General features: G+C 57.2%; 25 protein-coding genes. 6 read left to right on the plus strand and 19 right to left on the minus strand.

What is annotated here, in order from left to right; translation table 11 throughout:
• The first annotated feature begins 45 nt into the window (after positions 1-45).
• On the plus strand, positions 46-777 hold the full coding sequence (artJ, locus tag B3B59_RS07965; protein ID WP_040076387.1) for an arginine ABC transporter substrate-binding protein ArtJ: 732 nt from the start codon (positions 46-48) through the stop codon (positions 775-777).
• 32 nt (positions 778-809) lie between these two features.
• On the opposite strand, the gene B3B59_RS07970 is transcribed toward artJ, so the two are convergent.
• The 11 genes from B3B59_RS07970 to nfsA all read right to left on the minus strand — a co-directional run bounded on the left by B3B59_RS07970 (position 810) and on the right by nfsA (position 11468).
• Positions 810-2267: a sensor histidine kinase gene (locus B3B59_RS07970; protein ID WP_286808630.1), complete on the minus strand. Its 1458-nt coding sequence runs from the start codon at positions 2265-2267 to the stop codon at positions 810-812.
• Positions 2264-2956 (minus strand): response regulator transcription factor, encoded by a 693-nt coding sequence (locus tag B3B59_RS07975; RefSeq protein ID WP_040076389.1) that lies wholly within the window; start codon positions 2954-2956, stop codon positions 2264-2266. The genes B3B59_RS07970 and B3B59_RS07975 overlap by 4 nt, the downstream gene beginning before the upstream one ends.
• A 70-nt stretch (positions 2957-3026) precedes the next feature.
• On the minus strand, positions 3027-4157 hold the full coding sequence (gene rlmC / locus B3B59_RS07980; RefSeq protein WP_286808632.1) for a 23S rRNA (uracil(747)-C(5))-methyltransferase RlmC: 1131 nt from the start codon (positions 4155-4157) through the stop codon (positions 3027-3029).
• A gap of 40 nt (positions 4158-4197) precedes the next feature.
• Positions 4198-4686 (minus strand): YbjO family protein, encoded by a 489-nt coding sequence (locus B3B59_RS07985; protein WP_040076391.1) that lies wholly within the window; start codon positions 4684-4686, stop codon positions 4198-4200.
• A gap of 57 nt (positions 4687-4743) precedes the next feature.
• Positions 4744-5589: a putrescine ABC transporter permease PotI gene (potI, locus tag B3B59_RS07990; RefSeq protein WP_040076392.1), complete on the minus strand. Its 846-nt coding sequence runs from the start codon at positions 5587-5589 to the stop codon at positions 4744-4746.
• On the minus strand, positions 5586-6536 hold the full coding sequence (gene potH, locus B3B59_RS07995) for a putrescine ABC transporter permease PotH (protein ID WP_040076393.1): 951 nt from the start codon (positions 6534-6536) through the stop codon (positions 5586-5588). Before potH ends, potI begins: the two co-directional genes overlap by 4 nt.
• Positions 6537-6545: 9 nt before the next feature.
• A complete protein-coding gene (gene potG, locus B3B59_RS08000; protein WP_286808633.1) occupies positions 6546-7679 on the minus strand; it encodes a putrescine ABC transporter ATP-binding subunit PotG in 1134 nt (377 codons plus the stop codon).
• Between the two features lie 94 nt (positions 7680-7773).
• The gene (gene potF, locus B3B59_RS08005) at positions 7774-8886 is read right to left on the minus strand and encodes a spermidine/putrescine ABC transporter substrate-binding protein PotF (RefSeq protein WP_263617624.1); all 1113 of its coding nucleotides are present in this window, start codon (positions 8884-8886) and stop codon (positions 7774-7776) included.
• A 346-nt stretch (positions 8887-9232) separates the two neighbouring features.
• Positions 9233-9709: a YbjN domain-containing protein gene (locus B3B59_RS08010; protein ID WP_040076396.1), complete on the minus strand. Its 477-nt coding sequence runs from the start codon at positions 9707-9709 to the stop codon at positions 9233-9235.
• A gap of 61 nt (positions 9710-9770) precedes the next feature.
• On the minus strand, positions 9771-10673 hold the full coding sequence (gene rimK, locus B3B59_RS08015) for a 30S ribosomal protein S6--L-glutamate ligase (protein ID WP_046886878.1): 903 nt from the start codon (positions 10671-10673) through the stop codon (positions 9771-9773).
• A gap of 72 nt (positions 10674-10745) precedes the next feature.
• A complete protein-coding gene (gene nfsA, locus B3B59_RS08020) occupies positions 10746-11468 on the minus strand; it encodes an oxygen-insensitive NADPH nitroreductase (RefSeq protein WP_286808636.1) in 723 nt (240 codons plus the stop codon).
• 183 nt (positions 11469-11651) lie between these two features.
• On the opposite strand from nfsA, the gene B3B59_RS08025 reads away from it, so the two are divergent.
• On the plus strand, positions 11652-11921 hold the full coding sequence (locus tag B3B59_RS08025) for a GrxA family glutaredoxin (RefSeq protein WP_040076399.1): 270 nt from the start codon (positions 11652-11654) through the stop codon (positions 11919-11921).
• Positions 11922-11934: 13 nt separating this feature from the next.
• Here the strand turns inward: B3B59_RS08025 and B3B59_RS08030 are convergent, their stop codons facing one another.
• Positions 11935-12324 carry an inner membrane protein YbjM gene (locus B3B59_RS08030; RefSeq protein WP_040076400.1) on the minus strand — a complete coding sequence of 130 codons (390 nt, stop codon included), beginning with the start codon at positions 12322-12324 and terminating at the stop codon, positions 11935-11937.
• Between the two features lie 279 nt (positions 12325-12603).
• Between B3B59_RS08030 and B3B59_RS08035 the strand changes: the two genes are divergently transcribed.
• Positions 12604-14289, plus strand: coding sequence for an aspartate:alanine antiporter (locus tag B3B59_RS08035; protein ID WP_286808637.1), 1686 nt, complete (start codon positions 12604-12606; stop codon positions 14287-14289).
• A 250-nt stretch (positions 14290-14539) separates the two neighbouring features.
• Positions 14540-15088, plus strand: a complete 549-nt coding sequence (locus B3B59_RS08040) for a sterol desaturase family protein (protein ID WP_286808639.1) — start codon at positions 14540-14542, stop codon at positions 15086-15088.
• On the opposite strand, the gene crtB is transcribed toward B3B59_RS08040, so the two are convergent.
• The 7 genes from crtB to B3B59_RS08075 form a co-directional block, all read right to left on the minus strand.
• On the minus strand, positions 15015-15953 hold the full coding sequence (crtB, locus tag B3B59_RS08045; RefSeq protein ID WP_286808640.1) for a 15-cis-phytoene synthase CrtB: 939 nt from the start codon (positions 15951-15953) through the stop codon (positions 15015-15017). The two genes, B3B59_RS08040 and crtB, sit on opposite strands and share 74 nt — an antisense overlap.
• Positions 15950-17428, minus strand: coding sequence for a phytoene desaturase (locus B3B59_RS08050; RefSeq protein WP_046886885.1), 1479 nt, complete (start codon positions 17426-17428; stop codon positions 15950-15952). Before B3B59_RS08050 ends, crtB begins: the two co-directional genes overlap by 4 nt.
• Positions 17421-18599, minus strand: coding sequence for a lycopene beta-cyclase CrtY (gene crtY / locus B3B59_RS08055; RefSeq protein ID WP_286808643.1), 1179 nt, complete (start codon positions 18597-18599; stop codon positions 17421-17423). Before crtY ends, B3B59_RS08050 begins: the two co-directional genes overlap by 8 nt.
• Positions 18596-19627: a type 2 isopentenyl-diphosphate Delta-isomerase gene (fni, locus tag B3B59_RS08060; RefSeq protein ID WP_286808645.1), complete on the minus strand. Its 1032-nt coding sequence runs from the start codon at positions 19625-19627 to the stop codon at positions 18596-18598. Before fni ends, crtY begins: the two co-directional genes overlap by 4 nt.
• Positions 19624-20538: a polyprenyl synthetase family protein gene (locus B3B59_RS08065; RefSeq protein ID WP_040076409.1), complete on the minus strand. Its 915-nt coding sequence runs from the start codon at positions 20536-20538 to the stop codon at positions 19624-19626. Before B3B59_RS08065 ends, fni begins: the two co-directional genes overlap by 4 nt.
• A gap of 260 nt (positions 20539-20798) precedes the next feature.
• Positions 20799-21377 carry a YrbL family protein gene (locus tag B3B59_RS08070; protein WP_286808647.1) on the minus strand — a complete coding sequence of 193 codons (579 nt, stop codon included), beginning with the start codon at positions 21375-21377 and terminating at the stop codon, positions 20799-20801.
• Positions 21378-21601: 224 nt separating this feature from the next.
• On the minus strand, positions 21602-22153 hold the full coding sequence (locus tag B3B59_RS08075) for a TetR/AcrR family transcriptional regulator (RefSeq protein ID WP_207293317.1): 552 nt from the start codon (positions 22151-22153) through the stop codon (positions 21602-21604).
• An 81-nt stretch (positions 22154-22234) separates the two neighbouring features.
• Between B3B59_RS08075 and B3B59_RS08080 the strand changes: the two genes are divergently transcribed.
• Positions 22235-23443 carry an MFS transporter gene (locus B3B59_RS08080; protein WP_046886891.1) on the plus strand — a complete coding sequence of 403 codons (1209 nt, stop codon included), beginning with the start codon at positions 22235-22237 and terminating at the stop codon, positions 23441-23443.
• Positions 23443-24255, plus strand: a complete 813-nt coding sequence (locus tag B3B59_RS08085; RefSeq protein WP_040076412.1) for a Cof-type HAD-IIB family hydrolase — start codon at positions 23443-23445, stop codon at positions 24253-24255. The genes B3B59_RS08080 and B3B59_RS08085 overlap by 1 nt, the downstream gene beginning before the upstream one ends.
• Positions 24256-24290 lie beyond the last annotated feature (35 nt).

A 24290-nucleotide genomic window follows, 5' to 3' on the forward strand; every position in this document is an offset into this window, starting at 1 on the left:
CAGACACGGCATATAACGACAAGATAGACAGACGGGAGCTTCAAAATGAAAAAGTTAGTTCTGGCCGCATTACTGGCAACCTTCGCCGCTGGCGCAACGGCTGCCGATAAAATCAGCTTTGGCGTTTCAGCCACTTACCCACCGTTCGAATCGCTGGATGCCAGCAACCAGATCGTCGGTTTTGATATCGACCTGGCTAAAGCGCTGTGTAAGCAAATGCAGGCCGACTGCACTTTTACTAACCACGCCTTTGACAGCCTGATCCCGTCACTGAAATTCAAAAAATATGACGCCGTGATCTCCGGTATGGACATCACCCCGGAGCGTAGCAAGCAGGTCTCCTTCACTGACCCGTACTATGCCAACTCGGCGGTGGTGATTGCGAAGAAAGATACCTATAAATCCTTCGAGCAGCTGAAAGGCAAACGCATCGGCATGGAAAACGGTACGACGCACCAGAAGTACCTGCAGGACAAGCACCCGGAAGTGAAAACGGTGGCTTATGACAGCTACCAGAACGCGATTATCGACCTGAAAAATGGCCGTATTGATGGGGTATTTGGCGATACCGCCGTGGTGAATGAGTGGCTGAAAACCAACCCGCAGTTGGGTACTGCCACCGAGAAAGTTACCGATCCACAGTACTTCGGTACTGGGCTGGGCATTGCGGTTCGCCCGGATAACAAAGCCCTGCTCGAGAAACTGAACGGCGCGCTGAAAGCGATCAAAGCTGACGGCACCTATCAGAAAATCAGCGACCAGTGGTTCCCGCAGTAAAGACTCTCAGGCCGGGCATGCCCCGGCCTTATTTACAGGGGCACGTAGAAGCGAAAACGCGCCCCCTGCTCCGCCTCCATCAGCCTGATCCCGCCGCCGTGTAGCTCCAGCATTCTGCGAACAATCAACAATCCCAGCCCGCCGCGATGCTCGCGCGCCTCCGGCTTTAACGCTGAGGGTCGCTGGAAGAGCTCTTCACGCATCGCGGCATCAATACCCGGCCCGCTGTCGCTCACCTCCATTTGCAGCGCCTCGCCCTCCTGCCACACCTTCAGCCAGATTTCGCCGCCCGGTGGCGTATGGCGAACCGCGTTATCGAGCAGATTCGTCACCACGCGCTCAATCATGGAGAGGTCGGCGTTGACCATCGGTAACTGCTGCGGCACCTCAATTTTTAAACGCAGCTGCCGCGTCTGTACGATCAGATCGAACTTCTGCGCTACATCAGAGATTAGCTCCCCGGGGGCAAAGCGCTCGCGCTGAGGCCGAATGCTGCCGTGTTCCAGCCGTGCCAGTTCAAACAGCTGCTGCGAAAGGTGGCGAACCTTCTGCCCCTGGCGCAGCGCAATGGTCAGGTAGTGCTTCGTCTCTTCTGGCGTCAATGAATCGGCTTTCAGCGATAAAGTCTCAAGATAACCCAGCAGCGAGGTGAGCGGCGTGCGTAAATCATGAGAAATATTGGCGGTGAACTCCCGGCGCTGCCGGTCGCTGTCGGCCAGACGATCCCACTGAGACGCTATCTGCTGAGCCAGTTCAATAAAGGTGTTGCGCAGTAAGGCTACCTCGCTGGCGGGGTTTTCCTCCTGCGGCTGGGCGGCCAGCTGTTTAATGGCGCGGATACTGTCCTGGTCAAGAAAGCTGACCTCCTGCGTTAAGACCCGCACCGGGCGAGTAACCCAGTACCAGACCAGCCCACCCGCCAGAGAGCCAAAGAGCACCACCAGCAGCAGCGTCCAGAGAAGCGTATGCCAGAGCGTTTTTTCCCAGGCCATCTCAGCCAGCGCATTCAGCTCTTCGCCCTGTAAAATGATATAGAGATAGCCACGCAGCTCACCATCCTGACGCAGCGGCGCGGCGCTGAAGACCTTCTGCCGATCCGGGCTGCGCGGGTCGTCGCCGTAAACCGGCATCATCTCACCGCCCATAAATCGCAGCACCGGGTTGATGTCTATCCGCTGGCGCTTTATATGCCCCGGCGGAGCAGCATCGGCCAGAATCTCGCCATCCGCCGAGAGGACATACAACTCAACGCTGGGGTTGAAGGTCATCAGGCGGTCAAAGAGCGGTTTCAGGGCGGTGCGATCCACCCTTCCCTGGTTATCCAGCAGTGGCTCACGCTGGATAATATGCTGCGCCAGCCCGCCTGAGAGGCGCTGAATCATGGCGTTGCCGTACTGCTTGCTGGTCCAGAGCTGCACCGAGCAGGCCACCGCGGCGCACAGCACCAGCAGTAACACAAACAGCAGCGTCAGGCGGCGGGTCAGCGTCATGATGTACTCCCCATAAACTTATAGCCCTTGCCCCAGACGGTGCGTATCACCTCCGGCTCGGCGGGATCCTTCTCGATTTTGATGCGCAGGCGGTTGATATGGGTGTTAACCGTATGTTCGTAGCCTTCGTGCTGATAGCCCCACACCTGTTCCAGGAGGGCCAGCCGGGAGAACACCTCACCCGGATGACGGGCAAAGAAGTAAAGCAGATCGAATTCACGCGGGGTGAGATCCAGCGCCTGGCCATGCAGAGTCACGCTACGGGCCAGCGGATCAATGGTCATGCCGTGCGCCTCAATACGCCCGGCTGGCTGCTGTCCCATGGCCTGATGCCTGCGAAACAGCGCCCGAACGCGAGCGACCAGCTCCTGCACCGAGAAGGGCTTGGCCAGATAATCATCGGCCCCGGTCTCCAGACCCAGAATGCGCTCCGTTTCGCTGCTGCGGGCACTGATAATGATCACCGGCAGGTAGTGGCTCATCTGACGAATGCGACGGCAGATTTGCAGGCCATCCACCCCCGGCAGCATCAGGTCGAGGATCACCGCGTCCCAGCGCGTATCTTCGATAGCCAGCAGCGCGCGGCTACCGTCTGCTTCGTGGGTAATCTGGTAGCCTTCGTCTTCTAAATTGAGACGTAGCAAAGCGGCGATATCGCCGTCGTCTTCCACCAATAAGATCTGTTTCATCGGTTAGCCTTTCATTCCTGGTACTACTCAAGCTTACCCGTTTCCGGCGGCGGAAGAGTTCACATTTTGTTTAAACTTTGCGTACCAGCAGGGTCAGCACTTCGTAGTGGGCGGTATGGGGGAACATGTCGAAAAGCTGCACGCGGGCAATGGCATAGCCTGGCAGATGGTGCAGATCTTTCGCCATGCTCTGGGCGTTGCAGCTGGAATAGATGATATACGCCGGCGCCATCTGGCTGAGGTAGTCGCACAGCGCCTTGCCGATGCCGCGACGCGGCGGGTTGACCAGCACCAGCTCCGGCACGCTACCCTGCCCGGTGGCGAACTGGGTAGAGTCCAGCGCCTGAAAGTGCAGATTCTTCAGCCCCAGTTCGGCGGCGGACTGCTTTGCGCAGGCGATGGCTTCAGGGGAGATCTCAATGCCGGTCAGGGTCATGTCGGGCGTGGCGCAGTGCAGGCCAAAGCCGCCAACGCCGCAGAAGAGATCCCACATGTGATTCACCGGTAAAGCCTGCACCCAATCGCGGGCGGTGGCATAGAGGCTGGCCGCTACGGCGGGGTTGGTCTGGAAGAAACTCTGCGGGCGGATCCAGAGCGGCACGCCGTTGAAGGTTTCGGCCAGCGCCTGGGACTCGGTGAGGAAGATCTCCTCCTCCCCTTCCAGAATCGCCATATGCACCGGCTGAATGTTGGCGGTAATGACCTTCAACTGCGGTAACTGTGCCTGCAGCCACGGCAGAGCCGTACGCAGTTGCTCCAGCTTGCTGACGGAGCGCAAAACAAAGCGCAGCATCATGCCGCCGTCTTGCTGGCTTTCGGTCAACAACAGGTATTTTAACTCGCCCCGTTTGCGCGCCACGTTGTAGGGGGTGAGCCCGGCGCGGGCGATAAAGGGCTTTAATGCGGCGAACACCGGCGCAAAGGAGGCAGGATAAAGCGGGCAGTCGGTCAGATCTTCCGGGGTACCATCGCGATGCAGCATCCCCAGCAGCGGTTTCTCTACGCTGCCGCTGACCACCATTTTGGCTTTATTACGGAAACCCTGTTCAGGACCGCTGACGGGTGCGCACCACGCTTCGACGGGCAACCCTGTCAGCAAGGTCTGCAGATCGGCCATTTTAGCGGAAAGTTGTTGCGAGACCGGCTGTTCAATCCACTGACAGGAGCGACAGCGGCCGGCGTCATAGAGTGCGCACTGCATACAGAAACCTTAATACGTCTGGGGGCAGCGATTATACACGTTATTGCAGACGGAAAAACCGTCGGCTGGCGGCGGGCACAAACAGCAGCAGCAGCACCAGCATGTCCGGCAGTTTCTGCATCACCAGCGTTTTAAAGATCTCCTGCCTGGACTCCCCCGGAATGCTGAACAGCTCAGGGTAACCATAGCCCAGCGAGGCCGCCCACAGGTAAAGCGTGGCTATCACCTGGGTACTGAGATAGATCAGCCGCGCCCAGTTTCGCCCCTTAACCAGCGAAAAAGCGCAGAAGATTTCGATAAAGACCAGCAGCAGGCTGCCGAGGAAGATGAGCGTTAAGTTCCAGGTCTGAACGCTGCGATGGATAAAATCGCCGAGTCCCCGTAGACCCAGGGTATTAAAAATCATCAGTAAATCGAGGCAGCGGATCATAATAATGGCGAGCGCCGCCACCTGCACCAGGGCAGGAACGTTAAGGCGGGCGTGTGAATGGCTTGATTTGCTTATCAGTCCCAACGTGGTGTCTTCCATGAAACGGCGCCGCGTTGTCGCGGCACCCGTTAAGCTTGTTGGCTGATTTTAGGAGCTTCAGCCGCGTCTTGCACGCTGGATATCACGTACACGCTGTTTTTCAGACCTTGCCATCAACAGCCAGGCGATCAGGCCAACAATACCTACCACGCCCAGAATCAGCGTCGCCAGGGCGTTGATCTCCGGGTTCACCCCCATACGCACGCTGGAGAAGACCAGCATCGGCAAGGTCGTGGCGCCCGGGCCCGATACGAAGCTGGCGATGACCAGGTCATCCAGCGACAGGGTGAAGGCCAGCAGCCAGCCCGAGACGACGGCAGGCATGATCATCGGCAAGGTAATCACAAAAAAGACCTTCAGCGGGGTCGCGCCGAGATCCATCGCCGCCTCTTCGATGGAGTGATCCAGTTCGCGCAGGCGCGATGAGATCACTACCGCCACGTAAGCGGTGCAGAAGGTGACATGCGCCAGCCAGATGGTGAGCATACCGCGATCCGAAGGCCAGCCAATGGCATGCCCCATGGCCACAAACAGCAGCAGCAGCGACAGGCCAGTAATCACGTCAGGCATTACCAGCGGGGCGGTGATCATAAAGGCAAAGCCGTTGGCCCCGCGGAAACGGCCAAAGCGCACCATCACCACCGCCGCAATGGTGCCGAGAATGGCCGCCATCGTCGCCGCACAGGCGGCAATCGTCAGGCTCAACCCCACCGCGCTCATCATGGCGTCATCATGGAAGAGTTCGCTGTACCAGCGCGTCGACCAGCCCGCCCACACCGTCACCAGCTTCGAGCTGTTGAAAGAGTAGATGACCAGCATCAGCATCGGCGCATATAAAAAGGTAAAGCCGATGATGAGGATCAGGATGCGCCACGGCGAGCGCACGACCGGTAAGTTGTTCATCCGTGGTCTCCCATCTGTTTCTGCTGATGTTTGTGGAACCACATGATCGGCACGATCAGCAGCAGTAACATCACAATCGCTACCGCCGAGGCCACCGGCCAGTCGCGGTTATTGAAGAACTCCTGCCACAGCACGCGGCCAATCATGATGCTGTCCGGCCCGCCGAGCAGTTCCGGGATCACGAACTCTCCCACGGCCGGGATAAAGACCAGCATCGAGCCGGCAATGATCCCCCCTTTGGTGAGCGGCACGATGATGCTGAAGAAAGTTTTCAGCGGGCGGGCGCCGAGGTCCAGCGAGGCTTCTACCAGCGAGTAATCAATGCGCGTCAGTGCGGTATAGATAGGCAGCACCATAAACGGCAGATAGGCATACACCACCCCGATATAGACCGCGAGATTGGTATGCAGGATCACCAGCGGCTGGTCGATGACCCCAAGCCACATCAGGAAGTTATTCAGTACCCCGTTGTTCTTCAGGATCCCCATCCAGGCGTACACGCGGATCAGGAAAGAGGTCCACGAGGGCAAGATAACCAGCAGCAGCAGGATATTGCGCGTCGAGGGCTTGCTGTGCGCCACTGCCCAGGCCAGCGGATACCCCAGCAGTAAACAGCAGAGGGTGGATACCCCGGCAATCTGCAGCGATTGCAGGTAGGCCTCGAAATAGAGGGGATCGTCCGTCAGCTGCAGGTAGTTGGCGATATTCAGGGTGATCGAGAGCTGATCGTCTGCCCACTCCATCAGATCGGTATAGGGCGGGATCGCCCGCGCCATCTCGGCGAGGCTGATCTTAAAGACGATCAGGAAAGGGAGTAAAAACAGCAGAACCAGCCACAGATAAGGCAGCGCGATCACCAGCTTGCGCCCGTGCGCCATCTGCAGGCGCGTCAGCCAGCGGGTCCCGCCCGCAGCGCGCGCGGGCATCGGTGAGTCAATTTTACTCATGGCCACTCCTTATACCGTCAGCACAACGCAGCTGTCAGCATCCCAGCAGAGGCGAACTTCGTCGCCCCAGGTCGGGAGGCCTTTCCGGTAACGGTGTTCGTTTTGCAGCTGGGCGCTGATCATCTGTCCGCTCTTCAGACGCACGTGATAGATCGACAGATCGCCGAGATAGGCAATATGTACCACCTCACCCACGGCAAAGTTGTAGCCATCGGCCGGGACGTCGTCGCAGAGCATGATTTTTTCGGGGCGCAGGGCCACGTAAACCGGCACGTTATCCACGACCGAGGCATCCGGGTCGACCTTCAGCGGGTGGACCAGCCCGTGCGAGTCAATCACCAGCCCGTCTTCTTCGCGGGTTTTCAGTAGCCCCTCGAAGACGTTAACCGAGCCGATAAATTCGGCGCTGTAGCGGGTTGTCGGGTGTTCGTAAATCTCTTCCGGCTCGCCAATCTGCACGAACTTGCCGCGATTCATGATGGCGATACGCCCGGCCATGGTCATCGCCTCTTCCTGGTCGTGGGTCACCATGACGCAGGTGGCCCCCACGCGCTCCAGGATATCCACCACCTCTAGCTGCATGCGATCGCGCAGCTTTTTATCCAGCGCGCCCATGGGTTCATCCAGCAGCAGCAGCTTGGGGCGTTTTGCCAGGCTACGGGCGAGCGCGACACGCTGGCGTTGCCCACCCGACAGCTGATGCGGCTTACGTTTCGCGAACTCCTGCATGTGTACCAGGCTGAGCATCTCCGCGACGCGGCTGGCGATTTCCGCTTTCGGCAGCTTGTCCTGCTTCAGGCCGAAGGCGATGTTCTGCTCCACGGTCATATGCGGGAACAGCGCGTAAGACTGGAACATCATATTGATTGGACGCTGATAAGGCGGCACCTGAGAGAGGTCTACCCCGTCGAGCATAATCTGCCCGGCGGTGGGTTGCTCAAAGCCCGCCAGCATTCGCAACAGCGTCGACTTGCCGCAGCCCGACGCACCAAGCAGCGCAAAAATTTCGCCTTTATAGATAGTGAGGCTGACGTCATCCACGGCGTGCTGGCCGTCGAAAGATTTGGTCAGATTACGGATTTCCAGCAGCGGGGTCAGCGCTTTACGGGTTTTCGCCTGTGGGCGGGGGGTCGCGTCGTTCACGGGGTGCTCTCCGGCATAAACTAAAACAGTGCCACTGCACTAACAACGTGCAGTGGCCGGGCAGCTACGGGCTGCCCGGCAAGGACGTCAGACGTTATTTACCGCTTTTCACTTTCGTCCACGCACGGGTACGTACGCGGTCGATTTTCGGTTCCTGCACTTTCAGGGTGAAGAGCTTGGCAAAGACATCTGCTGGCGGATAGATAGCCGGATTGTCACGCACTTCCGCGCTGATCATCGGTACCGAGGCCTTGTTGCCGTTGGCATAGAAGACATGATCGCTAATGTGGGCAATCACCTCTGGGCGCATCAGGTAATTGAGGAACTGATAGGCTTCGTCTTTATTTTTCGCGTCGGCAGGCATCGCAAAGACGTCAAAGAAGGCCAGCGCCCCCTCTTTCGGAATGAAGTAAGAGACATTCACGCCGTTTTTCGCCTCTTTCGCGCGGTTAGCCGCCTGCCAGACGTCGCCCGCCCAGCCGACTGCCACGCAGATATCGCCGTTCGCCAGGTCGTTAATGTACTGTGAGGAGTGGAAATAGCGAATATTTGGACGCAGCTTCAGCAGCAGGTCAGTCGCCGCACCGGTGTAGTCGTCCGCTTTGCTACTGTTTGGATCTTTGCCCAGGTAGTTAAGCACGGTGGCAAAAATCTCTTCTGGTGCATCCAGGAATGAGACGCCGCAACTTTTCAGCTTTTCGAGGTTCTCTGGCTTCAGGACCAGATCCCAGCTGTTGAGAGGCACATCTTTGCCAAGCACCGCTTTTACTTTATCCACGTTGTAGCCAATACCGGTGGTAGCCCAGAGATACGGGAAGGCGTATTTATTCTCCGGATCGTGTTTTGCGACCAGTTTCAGCACTTCAGGATCGAGGTTTTTCCAGTTCGGCAGCTTGCTTTTATCCAGCGGCTGGAAGACACCCGCGCTAAGCTGACGCTCCAGGAAGCTGGCGGACGGTACCACCAGGTCGAAGCCGGTGCTGCCCGCCATCAGTTTTCCTTCCAGCACTTCGTTGGAGTCGAAAACGTCGTAAACCACTTTGATGCCGGTCTCTTTCTCAAAATTCGCGACGGTGTCCGGCGCGATATAGTCAGACCAGTTATAAACATGCAGCGTTTTCTGTTCCGCGGCGAGCGTACCGGCGGAGATCGCCATCAAGGCCCCCGCAACCAGACCCGATAACCATTTTTTATTTAAGACGGTCATAGCTTTATTCCTTCCAGGAGTTCATTAAAACGAACTTAAAATGTGCATTCTCACTTATGCAAGAATCATGCATATTTTGTCGCTCTGCCGGGATCAGAAGAAAAAACTCTGGTGGCAGGTTTGCTCACAGTAAAAAAAGCTTCGCAAGAATAAATGTAGTTCGTTCCTGCGGCTATAGCCCAGATTAAAAAACGCCTTTTATCAATTTTTCGCGCGGTAAATGTCTATGTGGTAAGCCAAAAGAGTCATTACGAAGTGATTAACGCTATCAATGAGGGGAAAAAGCAGCAGAAAAAATGGCGTTACGCAGCCACGCTGGTGGCGGCTGCGTATTACTCAGGCGAGGTTAGTGCAGAAAATGGGAGGATGAATCGTTATTCTCTGGATCTTCTTCCGCGTTATAGAGCAGGTGGTGTGCGCTGGCTTCCATCATCACCATCGAAATTTGCTCTTCGCTCTGGCGTAAGAACCCGGCGAACTGCTGATAGGTCACACCGGCCCCCACGCATAAAGACTGGCACACGACCAGCTTCGGCAGGTTATCGTCCTGAATGTCGAGGAAGGCTTTCACCGTCAACGAGCTGGCGTTGATGGCCGAGAGATCGGATGCCAGCGCCAGCAGCGCCGAGGGTTTGACCTCTGCGAGGGCAGAAAACAGCACCACATCGTTAATCAGATCGAGCTTGGCATCAAACACGCCATCAAAATTCTGCATGTGGGGAATGTGTAATGCCTGACAGGTATCGCATTCAAAAAAGCTGATGCCCATATCGTCGAGCCATTGACGTAGCGTATCCAACGTGGGTACGACGAGAGTTTCCATAAAGGTTGAGCCTCTTAACTGTAATTCGCATAGCTTACGCAATATGTGCGCGGCAATCTATTTATCCGCCCGTTTTCAGGCAGAAGCCAGGCGTTGCCTGACGTTCGATCCAGGCGATCATTTTACCGGCAATATCCACGCCGGTGGTTTTTTCGATCCCCTCAAGGCCTGGCGATGCGTTCACTTCCATCACCAGCGGACCGCGGTTGGCGCGGAGAATATCCACCCCCGCAATATCGAGCCCCAGCGTATGGGCGGCTTTCAGCGCGATCTCCCGCTCACGCAGGGTGATATTGGCTACCCTGGCGACGCCGCCCCGGTGCAGATTAGAGCGAAAATCGCCCTCTTTGGCCTGGCGTTCAATGGCGGCCACCACTTCATCGCCCACCACCAGGCAGCGGATATCGCGGCCTTTGGCCTCTTCGATATACTCCTGCACCAGGATGTGGGCATTCAGGCCGCGAAAGGCGTCGATAACGCTCTCTGCGGCCTGGCGGGTCTCGGCCAGCACCACGCCGATGCCCTGCGTGCCTTCAACCAGCTTCACCACCAGCGGGGCGCCGCCGACCATGTCGATCAGGTCGCTGGTATCATCCGGGGAGTGGGCAATGCCCGTCACGGGCAGATCGATTCCCTGACGGGCAAGCAGTTGCAGGGACCGAAGTTTATCCCGGGCGCGGGTAATGGCGACAGACTCATTGAGCGGATAGCTACCCAGTAGCTCAAACTGACGCAGCGCGGCGGTACCGTAAAAGGTGATGGCTGAGCCAATGCGGGGGATCACCGCGTCAAAGTGCGGCAGCTGGCGCCCTTTGTAGTGAATGGAGGATGCCGCCGGGCTGATATTCATATAACAGGACAGCGGATCGAGAACTTCCACCAGATGGCCGCGTTTTGCCGCCGCTTCGCGCAGGCGTTTACACGAATAGAGCGTTCCATCCCGGGACAATATGGCAATTTTCACCCTGCACCTCTCAGACATGATCTGGTAAAAGCCTGCGTATCATACACGCAGGCAGGCGCAGGAAAAATGGGGTTATCGCGTTGCCCAGCCCTGTTTGTGCAAATAATCGAGGATGAACGGACGATTCTCTTTAATGATGGTGCGCTGGATATGGTCACTCCAGGTGTCGCGACGGTTATTACTGCCGCGCGTCATATAGTAGTGGGCCAGCTCGTCGTCGTACTGGGCCAGAATCGCTTTATCAACCGGCTGGTAGTGATTCTCATGTACCACCAGCGCGGCGGGCAGGCGCGGCTTCACGTCCGGGTTATCTGCGGGCCAGCCCAGGCACAGGCCAAACAGCGGCAACACATGTTTGGGCAGCGCTAACAGCTCCGTTACCGCCTCGATACTGTTGCGAATGCCGCCGATGTAGACGCCACCCAGCCCAAGTGACTCCGCCGCCGTAAGCGCGTTCTGCGCCAGCATCGCCGTATCCACCACGCCTAACAGCAGTTGCTCCGCCAGACCGAGCTGCGCGTCCGGGCAGATCTGCAGATGGCGGTTAAAATCGGCGCAAAAGACCCAGAACTCCGCCGCCTGGGCCACATGCTTCTGCCCGCCCGTCAGGCCAACCAGCTGTTCACGCATCGCCGGATTGGTAACGCGGATTATTGAGGTGCACTGCAGAAAACTGGAACTGGAGGCCCCCTGCGCCCCGGCAATGATTGCGTCGCGCTGAGCATCAGTAATGGGCTGGTCGGTAAAATGGCGAATGGAACGGTGAGCGCGTAACAGGTCAATCGTCGGGGTCATAGTGTCTCTCTTCTCCTGGCTAAAAACAGCAATGGAGCCAGTATAGGCAAAGAATCTGGCGCTGTAATTGGCGAAACATAGCCTGAAGATATTAATGCAACAGGCGAAACCTGCTTTCTATTACCGTAAGTTATCGGCAATATAGCGTTATTCGCCGTCAGGCTTTCAATTCAGGAGAGAACCATGTTTGCAGTTATTTTTGGACGTCCGGGCTGCCCGTACTGTGTACGTGCTAAAGAGCTGGCAGAGAAACTGACCGCCGAGCGTGACGATTTCAACTACCGTTATGTTGATATCCACGCGGAAGGTATTACCAAAGCGGATCTGGAAAAGACCGTGGGTAAACCGGTTGAAACCGTGCCGCAAATCTTCCTTGACCAGACCCACATTGGCGGCTTTACCGATTTTGAAGCCTACGCCAAAGAGAACCTGGGCCTGTTTGCCGCTCAGTAATGTTAAAGCGCCCTCACTTTGAGGGCGTTTTTATTTTGCGGCGCGGATGGATGAGCGCCCGCCGCACAAACATAACGACCAGCGCGCCGAGCGCAAACCAGAAGACGCCGCTTAGCAACCACGCCAGCTCCTGAAAGAAGGAGCGCCCAGAGACAGTAAACAGACGCATCACCAGCAGGCAGAACGGCGCCGCCAGCGTCGCCCCCAGCAACGGCTTCACCACCTCTCCGCTGCGCGTAAGCGCACTGGCAACGGCACCGGGTATGATAAAGAACAGCAGCCCTAACTCAGGATGCCTGCCAGCAAGAAATGCCCCTTTAACATTTAATGTCAGGCAGAGACAGACTGCCGTGTACAGTAAAAAACAGCGAGCAACTCCTGGCCAGTGACGTTTAATATCCAAACAACCCCCCTGCCTCTCTTCATTCAAATAAATTTATCGTCCCCCGGACGCCCAATTTGATACGATATGCGGCATTCCTTGCCAAAACACGCTGCATGGTTGCCTAACCGTTGTCGGTGGCAGTGCACCGTAACGATTAAACTAATGGTCTGATATTATTGTTTGGGATATATTATGTTGCGAAAAAAGGCGTTGTTAGCCTCTCTTCTGATAGCAGAAACAGTAGCCTAAATACCCCATCTATTCAACCACTTACTGGTAAACAAGAAGTTATCCTCCGTGAATATAAACGTCGCAGATTTGTTAAACGGGAATTACATCCTGTTATTATTTGTCGTACTGGCGCTGGGTCTTTGCCTCGGGAAATTACGCCTCGGTTCAGTACAACTTGGTAATTCCATTGGCGTTTTAGTGGTCTCTTTATTATTAGGCCAACAACATTTCAGCATTAACACCGACGCCCTGAATCTCGGTTTTATGCTGTTTATTTTTTGTGTTGGCGTGGAAGCCGGACCCAACTTTTTTTCTATTTTCTTTCGCGACGGTAAGAATTATCTGATGCTCGCGCTGGTTATGGTCGGCAGTGCCCTGCTGATCGCGCTGGGCTTAGGGAAGCTGTTTGGCTGGGATATCGGGTTAACCGCGGGCATGCTTGCGGGTTCGATGACCTCCACGCCGGTACTGGTGGGCGCGGGGGATACGCTACGTCATCTCGGCATGGATAATGCCCAGCTCTCTCTTGCACTGGATCACCTCAGCCTGGGCTATGCCCTCACCTACCTGATTGGCCTGGTGAGTTTGATCGTCGGCGCCCGCTACCTGCCTAAATTACAGCATCAGGACTTACAGACCAGCGCGCAGCAGATTGCGCGCGAACGTGGTCTGGATACAGACAGCAAACGCAAAGTTTATCTGCCAGTCATCCGCGCCTATCGCGTAGGGCCAGAGCTGGTCGCCTGGGCCGACGGTAAGAACCTGCGCGAGCTGGGCATTTATCGTCAGACCGGCTGCTATATCGAGCGTATTCGGCGTAACGGCATTCTGGCGAACCCCGATGGAGACGCGGTATTGCAGATGGGGGACGATATCGCCCTGGTAGGCTATCCGGATGCTCACGCCCGCCTTGATCCGAGCTTCCGTAACGGTAAAGAGGTGTTTGACCGCGATCTGCTGGACATGCGTATTGTGACCGAAGAGATCGTAGTGAAAAACCACAACGCCGTTGGTCGCCGTCTGTCGCAGCTTAAGCTGACCGATCACGGCTGTTTCCTGAACCGGGTGATCCGCAGCCAGATCGAGATGCCGATCGACGACAACGTGGTGCTGAACAAAGGCGATGTGTTGCAGGTGAGCGGTGACGCGCGCCGCGTTAAGACCGTGGCTGACCGCGTGGGCTTTATCTCTATTCACAGCCAGGTGACCGACCTGCTGGCGTTTTGCGCCTTCTTTATCGTTGGCCTGATGATTGGGATGATCACTTTCCAGTTCAGCAACTTTAGTTTTGGCATCGGCAATGCCGCTGGCCTGCTGTTTGCCGGGATCATGCTCGGCTTTTTACGTGCGAACCACCCGACGTTTGGCTATATCCCGCAGGGTGCGCTGAATATGGTGAAAGAGTTTGGCCTGATGGTGTTTATGGCCGGCGTGGGCCTGAGCGCGGGCAGCGGCATTGGCCACAGCCTGGGGTCTGTCGGCTGGCAGATGCTCGGCGCAGGCCTTATCGTCAGTCTGGTGCCGGTAGTTTTAAGCTTCCTGTTCGGCGTGTGGGTGCTGCGCATGAACCGCGCCCTGTTGTTCGGCGCGCTGATGGGGGCACGCACCTGCGCCCCGGCAATGGAGATTATCAGCGATACCGCCCGCAGCAACATTCCAGCGCTGGGCTACGCGGGCACCTATGCTATCGCTAACGTCCTGTTAACGCTGGCGGGGACCTTGATTATCATTATCTGGCCGGGACTGGGCTAACGGAAAATTTGCGTAAAGATGAAAATATTTTCGCTCTGCACAGAACTTTTCCTCCAGACGTCAGTCATAACTATTGCCACTGCTTTTCTTTGATGTCCCCAATTTGTGGAGCCCATCAACCCCGCCGTTTTGGTTCAAGGTTGATGGGTTTTTTGTTGTCTAAAATCCCCCAACAAATCTCTCCTCTCCCCCTCCACTCCCGCAATTAGGTGTTACGCTTAATCACCAGGACTAATAAACAGGAGCAAGCATGCTCGCGCTTTACAACACCTTGATCGTACTCCTGACCGTTGCCGCCATGGAGCTTGTCGCGGCGCTTGCGCATAAGTACATCATGCACGACTGGGGATGGGGATGGCATCTCTCTCACCATGAACCCCGCACGGGCTGGTTTGAAGTGAACGACCTTTATGCCGTCGTCTTTGCGCTGTTAGCGATTGGCTTGATTGCATGGGGAACCTGGGGGATGTGGCCGCTGCAGTGGATTGGCGCAGGCATGACGCTCTACGGCGCGCTGTACTTTATGGTCCATGACGGGCTGGTGCACCAGCGCTGGCCGTTCCGCTATATACCGCGCCGTGGTTATCTGAAGCGACTCTACCTGGCCCATCGTCTGCACCATGCGGTGCGGGGAAAAGAGGGCTGCGTCTCCTTTGGCTTTCTCTATGCCCCGCCGGTGGAGAAGTTGCAGGCGACCTTACGTCAGCGTAAGGCCGATGCGCAGGCTACGCGCTCGCCAAAAGCGGACGCTGCCACAGACCAGCCGGCCGCGGCGCCTGCGAGCCGAAACGAGAAGTGAGCGCCAGGGCGGCGCCCTTCATCAACAATGCGGATTTCTCCAGGGCGTTGGTGCCCTGGCGTTTATCCCAGGCCTGCTCTCCTGCTGCGCTAACCTTCACGCCAATCTCCCGGTAAACGCCGTGCGCGGAGGCAATCGCCCACGCCGAGCGCAAAGGCAGACCGGCCAGTCCCGCCCGGGCTGACGCATAATAAGGCTCGGCCTCGGCCACCAGCCGCTGTGCCAGGCGGGCAACCTGCTGACGCTTTCCAGGGTCGGCGACCTGCTCCGGTGTAAGGCCTACCTCCGCCAGCCAGCGGGCAGGAAGATAGCAGCGGCCCACGCGGGCATCTTCAACGATATCCCGGGCTATATTCGTTAGCTGAAATGCCAGACCCAAATCACAGGCGCGATCGAGCACCGCTTCGTCGCGCACCCCCATGATCCTTGCCATCATCAACCCCACCACCCCCGCGACCCGGTAGCAATAGAGCAGCGTATCCTCGAAGGATTCGTAGCGGGTTTCGCGCACGTCCATGGCAAAACCCTCAAGGTGGGCCAGTGCCAGCGGCAAGGGGATATTGTGGCCCAGCGCCACCTCCTGAAAAGCGGCAAAGGCCGGTTCCGTCATCACGGCCCCTTCCCAGGCACGGCGGGTTTCGCTTTTGAGCGTCTCCAGGCGCTGCTCCGCCGGCGTCGCTTCCGGGGTCTCAATATTGAACCCCAGCGCCTGCCCGTCTATCACATCATCGCAATGACGACACCAGGCGTAGAGCATCAGCACGCCGCGTCGGGTGGGGGCATCGAACAGTTTCGCCGCGGTGGCAAAGCTTTTCGAGCCGACGGCGATAGTCTGGTCAGCGTGCTCCATCAGGGTGTTATTCATCCGGAAAGCGCCTCCAGCATCAGCCCCGCGGTCGCTTTTGCCGAACCGATCACTCCCGGGATCCCCGCGCCTGGGTGGGTACCTGCGCCCACCAGATAAAGGTTCTCGATTTTGCTGTCGCGATTGTGCGGCCTGAACCACGCGCTCTGGCGCAGTATGGGCTCAATGGAGAAGGCCGAACCGAGGTGCGCGCCCAGCTGGTCACGAAAATCAAAGGGGGTAAAGATGCGATGGGTCACCAGCTGGCTACGCAGGCCCGGCATGTAGTGCTGCTCAAGATAGTCAAAGATCCTGTCGCGCAGGCGCGGCCCCTCTGTGTGCCAGTCGAGATCGGCAGTACCCAGATGGGGCACTGGCGCCAGCACGTAATAACTGCCGCAGCCGGGCGGCGCCAGGGAAGGGTCGGTCACACAGGGGGCATGCAGATAGAGCGAAAAGTCCTCTGCCAGGGTGTTTTTATTGAAAATATCATCGATCAGGGCTTTATAGCGCGGGCCAAAGCAGACGGTATGGTGCGCCAGATCGTGCTGCTTATTGAGACCAAAATAGAGCACAAACAACGAGTTGCTCATCCGCTTACGCTTCAGAGAGGCCGCACGCGCCGCGCCGGCAGGATGATGGCCGAGCAGCTTTTCGTAGGTGTGCACCACGTCGGCGTTAGACGCCACCGCCGCGGTCTGGATAGTTTCCCCGTTCTTTAGCTCAACGGCGCGGATGCGGTTGTCGTCGGCAATCAGCCGGGTCACCTCAGCGTTCAGCCTGATCTCGCCCCCGAGATCCTGATAGAGCTTCACCAGCCCCTGCACCAACGCGCCCGTGCCGCCACGGGCGAACCAGACCCCCCACTCCCGCTCCAGGGCATGAATAAGGGTATAAATAGAGGAGGTGGCGAAGGGATTCCCCCCTACCAGCAGCGAGTGGAAGGAGAATGCCTGGCGAAGCTGTTCGTTCTCAATGAAGCGGGAGACCATGCTGTAAACGCTGCGCCAGGCCTGCAGGCGGGTTAACTGGGGGCCGGCCCGCAGCATATCGCGGAATGATAAAAAAGGAACGGTGCCGAGCTTCAGATACCCCTCTTTAAAGACCTCCCGCGAATAGGCGTGAAATTTGCGGTAGCCTTCGACGTCGCGCGGATTGAAGCGCGCGATTTGCGCCTCCAGTTTGTCCTGGACGTTGTCATAATCAAATACCTCCCCCGTCTCCCAGCACAGGCGGTAGAACGGGGTCACCGGCAGCAGCTCGACGTAATCTTCCATCCGCTTTCCGGCGAGGGTAAAGAGCGCTTCAATGGCGCTGGGATCGGTGATGACCGTCGGCCCTGCGTCGAACGTAAACCCCTTTTCCTGGTAGACGTAAGCACGCCCGCCAGGCTTATCGCGCTGCTCCAGCAGCAGCGTGTCAATCCCTTGCGCCTGTAGCCGGATGGCGAGCGCTAAGCCGCCGAATCCGGCGCCGATAATAATGGTTTTAGTCATGATAAAAGGCTCGCAGCCGGGGAGTAAGTTGCAAAATGGCGAGCATCGCTTCGCCGACCGGAACAGGCGGTTTGCCTGCCAGAATTCGTGCTTTATCACCGGGCGTAAGCTGCCCGGCGTAAAAACGGCCTATCAGCCCTTCATTCAGGGCGTAAAATCGCTGCATCACCCGCCAGCGGTTATCCGGCTCTCCCGCCAGAAAAAGCATGCGGTTGAGGACGCGGAAAAAACGTTGAGCGCGCCACTGGCGCAGGGCATATCGGTGAATCAGCCGGGACAAGGCTTGTGCGTTGATATCCTTCGCGTCGGCAATGACTTCGGCAAGGGCAACCGCGTGCGGCAGGGAGTAGCCGGTGGTGGCATGAAAAAGCCCCGCCCGCAGGCCACTGCAGGGCTGTCCCTCACGTGCCCGCCAAAAAGCGTGAATATCACCTGAGAGCATAATCGGCAGATGCCCCTGCTCCTCGCGCACCAGCGTCTCTAACTGCCAGCCCTGCTGGCGGGCATAGTCAGCGATATGTTGCCGCGCATCGACGCTCTCAAGCCGCGCATCATCAATATAGTGAGTGTCTTCGATCAGCAGCTCAGTGGCTGAAAAAGGGAGAGTATAGACAAAGCGATACCCGCCCTGCTGGTCGACCGTCGCATCCATCAGGATCGGGCGCGTCAGGCCGTGCGGCTTCTTGAGCCGCCACTGCTGGCCGAGAAAAGACTGGCTGCCGGTACGTAAATGCGTCTCTGGCTGATAGCCCCTGCCATCAATCACCGCCGCGGCCTCCAGTAAGGTACCGTCCGTCAGCGTAACGCTCGTCGGCGTGAGGGAGGCGATGCTCACCCCGGTTTGCAGGCTATCGCCCAGATCCTGGCTGAGCACATCGGCAAAATGGTCTGAAGTGAGCGTGAGATAGTCGCTTCGCAGCGTACGCGTCAGCGCCGGAAAGCGGACGTCGTAACCCGGCCAGCGGTAACTGACGAGCGGAGCCAGCCAGCGGTGCTGGCCAGGGGTCAGATCGTCCTGGTGGAAGGACCAGGTATGATTCCCGCCGGGACGCGTCTGCGCTTCAAGCATCAGCACGCGAAGTTCAGGACGACGGTGCGATAGATGCCAGGCGATCAGCCCGTTGGCCAGCCCGCCTCCCGCCAGAATCAGATCCCATCGGCGTGTTGTCATGGGGTCCCGGCTACCAGGGTGGCCTTGCGAAGCGCCGCCAGGCTGTCGCTGCCCGTACAGAAGCAGGCAACCCGAAGCTGGGCAATCATGGTCTCAAAATGGGCGATGACCGCATCGCTGGAGATCAGCGCGCTTTGCAGAACGCCAGCCGCCTGTCCGACCAGGCTGGCCCCCAGGCAGAGCGCCTTCGCCGCCTCCACGCCGTTAGCGATACCGCCCGAGGCGATGAGCGGCATCTCCGGCAGCGCCTGGTGAAGATCTTTTAAGGCCACCGCAGTAGGAATCCCCCAGTCGGTGAACGCCATGGCCACCGCACGGTCGTGCGCCGAGATGGCGCGTTCACCCTCTACGGCGGCCCAGCTGGTTCCGCCGGCACCGGCCACATCGAGCATGGCGACCCCCGCCTCTGCCAGCTGGAGCGCAACCGGCACCGATAAACCATTGCCCACCTCTTTCACCACCACCGGTACCGGCAGCGCTTCTACCGTCTGCTGAATGGCATTAAGCACGCCGCACCAGTTGCGGTCACCGCCGTGCTGCAAGGCCTCCTGCAGAGGGTTGAGATGAATGATCAGTGCGTCAGCCGCCAGGGTCTCTACCGCACGCTGCGCGAAATCGCGTCCCTGAGGACCGGCAATTTGCGCCGCGCCCAGATTCGCCAGCAGGACAATATCCGGTGCCGCGTCCCGGAGGGAACGGGTCAATCCCTGGGTTGCGGGGCTTTCAAGCGCTACGCGCTGCGATCCCACCCCCATTGCCAGCCCCAGCGTCTGGGCAGCCCTGGCCAGGTTTTGATTAATCAGGGTCGCCCGCTGCGTGCCCCCGGTCATGGAGCTGATGAGCAGCGGTGCCTGCAGGGTTCGGCTAAACAGGGAGGTTGAAAGATCAACCTCATCAAGGTGCAGCTCTGGCAGGGCGCAGTGTTCAAACCGCCAGCGTTCAAAGCCGCTGGTGCATTTCCTGACACCTGCGGTATTCCTGAGGACGATATCGAGATGATCGCTTTTCCGTTGCGACAGACTGGTCATTGACACTCCGAAAGGGAAAGACTCTGGCTGATGTGCGACAACTGTTTATCAAACCATGCACGAATATAGCGGCGGGCGGCACTTCCGTGCTGACAGGCTGTCGCCAGGTGTTGGTCGGCGCTGTTGACATGCTCAAGCAGCCGCTGAAAAACGGTCTGGGCGCCAAGGACCGCCACCAGTGTGGATTTATCCTCATCCTGATGGGGATCTTTACCGGTGGTATTGGAGCCGTCAGTAAGATCGTCAATCAGCTGAAATGCTTGCCCCAGATCGCGGGCAAAAAAACGTAGCCGCTCATTAACCGCAGGCGGAGCCTGGGCCGCAATCGCCGCCAGCTGCAACGTCGCGTTAAACAGGCTGCTGGTCTTCAGCTCGTTGGTCAGCAGGATCTCATCTACATTTTGCGCCTGCCGGGCTTCGTTGAGATCGCGAAATTGCCCCTGCACCAGCCCCATATGCCCGACGGACATAGAGAGTTCGGCAATGGCGCGGGCTTTCGCCTCATGCGTGAGCGCGGGCGCGCGTGAGATAACGTTAAAGGCGTGACTCAGGAGCGCGACCGCAGAAAGTATGGCGACGTTTTCGCCATACTGACAGTGAATGGTCGGCCGCCCACGGCGCATCTGCGCATTATCCATGCAGGGCATATCATCCAGGATAAGCGAGGCAACATGGACCATTTCGATGGCACAGGCCAGATCCAGTAGGCCCGGCTGCTCGCGTTTGCACCCCATGTCTGTGGCGGCCAACACCAGCAATAACGGACGCATCCGCTTGCCGGCTATAAGCGTTGCATCGCGCATTGCCGCATAGACCTGCCCTACCTGTTCACCGGCAGGGAGAAGCTGCTCAAGGCGTTGTTCAAACGCAGACAGAAGTATCTTTGCTTCATCTTCATGGCTGAGAGTCATAGTCGCTTTCCCGTTATTGTTATGGCGAGCTCCGCAGAAGATGGGTAAACGGATCCCGGGGAGGATGTAGAAAGCGTAGCGCATCCTTTTGCGTTTTGTTTTTAGCGAGCGAAAAAGAATTATGGGAAACGAAATTAGATATTTTAAATCAAATAGTTAACAGGAATGGACAACCTAAAATTACACAAGAATTTACATTTGTATAGATTTAGAGCGAACAAAAAACGCTGCCGGCAGGAGGGACATGCCGGCATCAGTGATCAGGATCGCGAAGCACAGGCGGGTGCCAGAGGGAGCGTATCCATAAAACGCGCGAAAATTCTGTCAATTTTGCGGCGATGCAGGCTGCTAAATAACGAAGCAACCGGGATAAATTCGGATTCGCCAATATTATCGATGACCACCAGGTAGCCGTCTTTTTCTGAGGTACGGCGATAGAGGATATTATAATCCTTCAGGTTCATGGTCGCGATGCGATGGGCAATTAAATCATTGCGCAGTTCATAGAGGAGGTTGTCAATTTCCTCGGCGCTCAGTAAATCGTTTTTAATGTAGTGCCCCAGCGTTTTGGATATTTCGCCGTCATAATCTCTTATCAGATCAAAAACGTACCCTTCGCCAAGCGCCGTTTCCACTTTACCGTGAAAATCAGGGATCGCGCGGCAGTGCTGAATTTGCGTTAAGCGCTTGCGGTAGTAGCCAACCTCGCGGCGTACCTCTTTTACTCCGCCGTCGTCCGGATTGTAGAGAATTTTAATGCACTTACTACTATCCTGCGGATGTTGATAGCAAATGCGGTGTCGGCCACGTCCAATTGTTTTATGCAGGTTCATCATCATATTTCTCCTTATATGAATAATGATCGCCTCTGCTTTCTAAACAAATGTTAAACGAGGGCTGGGTCATTATTATCCTGACACCAGAGTCGCACAAATATGCAAATTAAGAGGGCGGGCGTCCATGAATATATCCGTCAGACGCGCAAAATAGAGGACGAGGGGGGAAACTGCGTTATTTATTTTTATTTAGGGTGTTATTTCAGTATTAACGTGGCGCGCCCCGTTTAGCCCCCCTCCCCCGCAATTCTCCCCACCATGGCACGCAACTCCTCCCGCGTGAGCGGTTTTCTGTCCGTGACGAAGTGCAACGTCATCCCTTCGATAAAGGCATCCAGCCCCCGGGCAGTGACCGGGTCGAACCACTGCTCAAGCGTCGTCTGGCTGGTCTTCATCCAGTCCTGCATGACGCTTTTTAGCGGAGCGCTGCGATTCATAAACGCATAGAGCTGGTACATCAGCTCCATATTGTGCGGTGTGGTGACCTGGGAACTGTATATCAGGGTGGTGATCGCCTCGCACGCCATCTCGGGCCCGGTGACGCCAGCGAAGAAGTCACGGTACTGCACGGACATCTGTTGCTGGGTAAACCAGGTAAATGCCTCTTCGAGCAGCGCATCTTTGCCCGCAAAATAGTAGGTCATCGAACCCAGCGGCACGCCTGCGCAGCTGGCAATTTTACGATGGGTAACGGCATGAATACCGTGTTCGGCGATGGTGTCCAGCGTCGCCTGAAGAATACGCTCCCTGCGCTGCGGATCGTTTGGTCGTCTGCTCATTTTACCCTCTGCCAGTTTGTGTACAAATGTACACAAGCTTGCTACTGTTGTCGTCAGTAATCTCCCTCTGGTGAACAAAACATGACTGCCATTTCGCCTCGCAGAGTTCTGCAGCGCCGTATGTGGGCGCTCTTTATGTTCTTCTTTATTCCCGGGCTGCTCATGGCCTCGTGGGCCACGCGTACCCCCGCTATCCGCGATATTTTATCGGTATCGACGGCAGAGATGGGGATCGTCTTGTTTGGCCTCTCCGTCGGTTCGATGAGCGGCATTCTCTGCTCTGCCTGGCTGGTGAAGCGTTTTGGTACGCGACAAGTGATTCGCACGACTATGTGCTGCGCAGTGGTAGGAATGGTGATCCTCAGCACGGCGCTCTGGTTCACGTCACCGCTGATGTTTGCCCTGGGACTTACCGTCTTCGGCGGCAGCTTCGGGGCGGCGGAAGTGGCCATCAACGTTGAAGGGGCGGCGGTCGAGCGCGAGATGGGCAAAACGGTATTGCCCATGATGCACGGTTTTTACAGTCTCGGTACCCTGGCGGGCGCAGGGGTGGGCATGGCACTCACCGCCTCTGGCGTGGCCGCAAATCTGCACATTCTTTTTGCTGCGCTGGTCTGTATCGCGCCGATCCTGCTTGGCATAACCGCCATTCCTGACGGCACCGGAAAAAATGCCGGCGAAGAGTCCAGCGGGGGCGAAAAAGGGCTGCCCTTCTATCGCGATATTCAGCTGATGTTGATTGGCGTCGTGGTGCTGGCCATGGCCTTTGCCGAAGGGTCTGCCAACGACTGGCTGCCGCTGTTGATGGTGGACGGCCACGGCTTTAGCCCTACCTCCGGCTCGCTGATTTATGCCGGGTTTACGCTGGGTATGACCGTAGGACGTTTCACCGGCGGCTGGTTCATCGACCGTTACAGCCGCGTCAGCGTAGTGCGCGCCAGCGCCCTGCTGGGTGGCCTGGGCATCGCGCTGATTATCTTTGTAGATGTGGACTGGGTAGCCGGCGTCTCGGTGATCCTCTGGGGACTGGGCGCCTCGCTGGGATTCCCGCTCACTATCTCTGCGGCCAGCGATACCGGTCCGGATGCGCCAACCCGCGTCAGCGTAGTGGCGACAACCGGCTACCTTGCGTTTCTGGTAGGCCCGCCGCTGTTAGGATTCCTGGGCGAGCATTACGGGTTACGTAGTGCAATGCTGGTCGTGTTAGGGTTAGTGATTATTGCTGCGCTGGTGGCGCGAGCGGTGGCAAAACCGGCGCCTCAGGCAGAATCTGCCACGGAGAATGGATAATGAGCATCAAACTGATTGCAGTGGATATGGATGGCACCTTTTTAAGCGATAGCAAGCAGTACAATCGCGAGCGCTTTTTGCAGCAGTACGCGCAAATGAAGGAACAGGGAATACGTTTTGTGGTTGCCAGCGGCAATCAGTATTACCAGCTCATCTCTTTCTTCCCGGAGATTGCCCATGAGATCGCTTTTGTCGCCGAAAACGGCGGCTGGGTAGTGAATGCCGGGGAGGATGTGTTTAACGGCGAATTGACGCAATCGCACTTCGCCACCGTCTCACGCTATCTCTGCACCCTGCCGGGGATAGAGGTGATCGCCTGCGGTAAGAACAGCGCCTACACCCTGAAACACTATGGCGATGCCTTTCACGAGATTGCGGCAAAATATTATCACCGCCTGGAAAAGGTAGAGAATTTCGATAACTTCAACGACATTTTCTTCAAGTTTGGCCTCAATGTCTCGGATGAAGAGATCCCGCGCATTCAGGCGCTGATCCACGACGAACTGGGCGACATCATGGTGCCCGTTCATACCGGCAACGGCAGCATCGACCTGATTATTCCCGGCGTGCATAAAGCCAATGGCCTGCGCCTGCTGCAGGCGCTGTGGGGCATTGAAGATCATGAAGTGGTGGCGTTTGGCGATAGCGGGAATGACGTAGAGATGCTCAAACAGGCAGGCTTTGGTTTTGCGATGGCTAACGCCGGGGATCACATCAAAGCGGTAGCCCGCTTTGAAGCGCCGCACAACAACGAAGAGGGCGTGCTGCAGGTGATTGATAAAGTGTTAAAACGCGAAGCGCCGTTTAATTAACTACTGACAGGCCGGGCCATCGCCCGGCCTGCTGG

Source organism: Leclercia sp. UBA2479 (assembly GCF_002341985.1).
Classification (GTDB): Bacteria; Pseudomonadota; Gammaproteobacteria; order Enterobacterales; family Enterobacteriaceae; genus Enterobacter; species Enterobacter pneumoniae.